The organism is Microbacterium sp. MRS-1, from assembly GCF_000585455.1.
GTDB lineage: Bacteria > Actinomycetota > Actinomycetes > Actinomycetales > Microbacteriaceae > Microbacterium > Microbacterium laevaniformans.
The window spans coordinates 1-3,098 of the sequence record NZ_JAUF01000099.1; the positions used below are offsets into that span (position 1 = coordinate 1).

Sequence of the window (3,098 nt, forward strand, 5' to 3'; positions counted from 1 at the left end):
CTCCGCATGCTCCTCGCCGCCGGCGGACTCACCCCATGACCCCCACCGAATGTCCGAAGAGCCGCTCAACGGGTACGAGTATCTCAAGTCGCTCGGTATCGGGCACCACTTCTACCAGGGCCGCTACACGAGCGCGATCCACGAGATCCTCGATCTCGACAAGAAGACGATCATCCACATCCCGAACGTCAACAGCGGCGAGTCGACCAAGGACAAGATCGAGGAGGTCGGATTCATCCTCGACGCGATCGGTGAGGTCATCTCGACCGTGACCGAGGAATCGAACGTCATGCGGATTCGCCGCCGCGACAACGGCGAGATCGTGCGCGTGGCAGACCTTGTTGACGACACCGACCAGATCGCGCGCGCCGAGACGCTCCACTACCTGACGTCCGTCGCCTCCAAAGAACGCGATGCGGTCGACATCATCATCGCGCTCGGCATGGCGAAGGAGGGCTTCGACTGGCCCTTCGCGGAGCACGCCCTCACGGTCGGATACCGAGCCTCGCTCACCGAGGTGATCCAGATCATCGGGCGGGTCACGCGCGACAGCTCGGGCAAGGAGCACGCGCAGTTCACCAACCTCATCGCTCAGCCCGACGCGACCACCGACGAGGTGAAGCTGTCGGTCAACAACATGCTCAAGGCGATCACGGCATCGTTGCTCATGGAACAGGTGTTGGCGCCGAACTTCACGTTCAAAACCAAGACCGGCAACGACGATGCCCCGCAGCCCGGAGAGCTGCGCATCAAGGGCTTCAAAGAGCCGTCGACCGACCGGGTGAAGCAGATCGTCGCGACCGACCTGAACGACCTGAAGGCGACGATCCTGCAGGACGACACCTTCGTCAAAGCCGCAGCGGGAAACCTCGATGCCGAGGTCACGAACAAAGTGCTGATCCCGAAGATCATCCGGGAGCGCTATCCCGACCTCAACGAGACCCAGGTCGAGGAACTGCGCCAGCAGGTCGTCGTCGACTCTGTGATCAAGAACGGCGAGGTGCGCGAGGTCGGCGACAAGCGATTCATCCGAATGTCGGACAAGTTCGTCAACATCGACGACATCGACATCAACCTGATCGATCGAGTGAACCCGTTCCAGCGCGCCTTCGAGGTGCTTTCCAAGTCGGTGACGCCGCAGGTGCTGCGCATCATCCAGGACACGATCACGGCGACCCGCATCGAGGTCAGCGAGGAGGAGGCGCTGCTGCTTTGGCCCAAGATCCAGCAGTTCGCCAAGGTCAACCGCCGCCAGCCGGACGTGCGCAGCGATGACCCGACCGAGAAGCGATACGGCGAGGCGCTGCTGTTCTTGCGCAAGAAGAAGCGCGAGCACGACGCCCAGCAGAGGTTGCAGGAATCATGAGCGACATAGACTTCCAGAGCATCTTCGACTCGGACGAAGACGGCCTCCTTGACACCCCGGAGAAGGCGCCCAAGGTCACCAGCTCCGATCGGCTGGAGCGGTCGTTTCTGGAGATCGTCGAGTTCTACCGTGAGCACGACCGGGCGCCGCGCTCGGATACCCGCGAGATCGCTGAGCGCAAGCTCGGCGCGCGACTTGACGGCATCCTGGCGAACGACGAGAAGATCGCCGCCCTGGCGCACCTCGACGAGTTCGGACTACTCGCAGAGCCAGAAGCGCCCGCATCGCTCGATGATTTGCTCGACGGTGATGATCTCGGGCTGCTCGACGACGGCACAGGAATTCTCGACACCTCCGACCTGCCGCAGCGCAAGAGCCCCGAGACCACCGTGGATGCCGCGCAGCGTGTGCGCGCGGAGAACTTCGAGCTGTTCGAATCGCTGTTCGAGCAGAAACACGCGGAGCTCGTCGACGGCACGACGAAGCTGGTGTCGTTCCCTGGCATCCAGTACATCACCGAGGGATCGTTCTTCGTCCTCAACGGAGTGATGCTGTTCATCGCGGAGGTCGGCGAGACCGAGTACAAGGAGTCCACGGTGCGCGCGAACCGTCGTGAGCGGCTGCGCGTCATCTTCGAGAACGGCACCGAGTCCTCGATGTACCGGCAGTCGCTCGGCATACGCATGGGCGAAGGGCACGGCCAGGCCGTCGTTCCTGCAGCGTTCGAGTCGATCCTGGCTGACGACGTGGCCACGGGATACGTCTACATCCTGCGCTCGCTCAGCGACGACCCGCAGATCTCTGCGATCACGGATCTCCACAAGATCGGGTTTTCACGCGGCCCTGTCGAGGATCGCATCGCGCACGCCGAGAAGCAGCCGACGTACCTGATGGCTCCCGTGGAGATAGTGGCTAGTTATCGCACCTACAACATGAAGACCTCGGCGCTCGAGAACCTGCTGCACCGCGTCTTCGCCGAGGTTCGCCTCGACGTAAGCCAGGTCGGGAAGGACGGACGCCGGTACGAACCATCCGAGTGGTACGTCGTCCCCCTCGAGGTCATAGATCAGGCGGTGTCGCTTATCGCGTCGGGCGACATCGTTGACTTCGTTTACGACCCTTCGACGCGCAAACTGAATGGACGACAGGGGTGAAGCTGTCTGCGGAGTTCGCGAAGAGTCTCGACTTCGGGGAGGCGGCGAGAGAAGTGGTTTCTCGTCCACTCCTGGAGTTGCCGCTGCTCGTCTCAGAGCGGGCGTTGGGTGACCGGGTCGATATTCTAGCCGCGTCTGCCGCCGCGATGGCGACCGCTGGCCACACGCCGTCCATGGACGTTATTGCGATGCCAAAGCGGGGATACGGGCCGAGGCCGATCGGAATCCTCTCGCCAGTTGCGAGGACGATCTACGAGTCGATTGTCGGTCGACTTCAGCCGCACTTGCCGACGCCGTCTCGTGAACAAGGAATCGGCGCGCATCGCGCGTTCGGCGTCGATGAAGGGCGAGCGGCCGACGTGCGGATCGTCGACATGGACATCGCTGCTTGCTACGAGTACGTCGATCACCGGATCCTGGCTGACGAGGTCTTGATGCAGAGCCTTGATCCGGAGGCGACGCGCGCACTCTCGGAACTGCTCGGCGACTTGTTCCCACGGACGGTCGGAATCCCGCTGTTAAGACGGGGCTTCGGGTAGCGCGGATGTAACGATCTGGTAGCACGCGCGCGGGGACAC

At 62.7% G+C, this 3,098-nt stretch carries 3 protein-coding genes; all 3 read left to right on the plus strand.

The window, feature by feature from the left end; translation table 11 throughout:
• Positions 1-49: 49 nt before the first annotated feature.
• Genes AS96_RS13815 through AS96_RS13825 form a run of 3 tightly spaced genes read left to right on the plus strand, consistent with a single transcriptional unit; the run spans position 50 to position 3,059 of the window.
• Positions 50-1,366, plus strand: a complete 1,317-nt coding sequence (locus tag AS96_RS13815; protein ID WP_231477282.1) for a hypothetical protein — start codon at positions 50-52, stop codon at positions 1,364-1,366.
• The gene (locus tag AS96_RS13820) at positions 1,363-2,520 is read left to right on the plus strand and encodes a GIY-YIG nuclease family protein (protein ID WP_036290952.1); all 1,158 of its coding nucleotides are present in this window, start codon (positions 1,363-1,365) and stop codon (positions 2,518-2,520) included. Before AS96_RS13815 ends, AS96_RS13820 begins: the two co-directional genes overlap by 4 nt.
• On the plus strand, positions 2,517-3,059 hold the full coding sequence (locus tag AS96_RS13825) for a hypothetical protein (protein ID WP_036290954.1): 543 nt from the start codon (positions 2,517-2,519) through the stop codon (positions 3,057-3,059). Before AS96_RS13820 ends, AS96_RS13825 begins: the two co-directional genes overlap by 4 nt.
• The last annotated feature ends 39 nt before the right edge of the window (positions 3,060-3,098 follow it).

Excerpts from the sequence above, each read along its gene's own strand:
- AS96_RS13815 (WP_231477282.1), top strand. The coding sequence starts at position 50 with ATGTCCGAAGAGCCGCTCAACGGGTACGAGTATCTCAAGTCGCTCGGT.
- AS96_RS13820 (WP_036290952.1), top strand. The coding sequence starts at position 1,363 with ATGAGCGACATAGACTTCCAGAGCATCTTCGACTCGGACGAAGACGGC.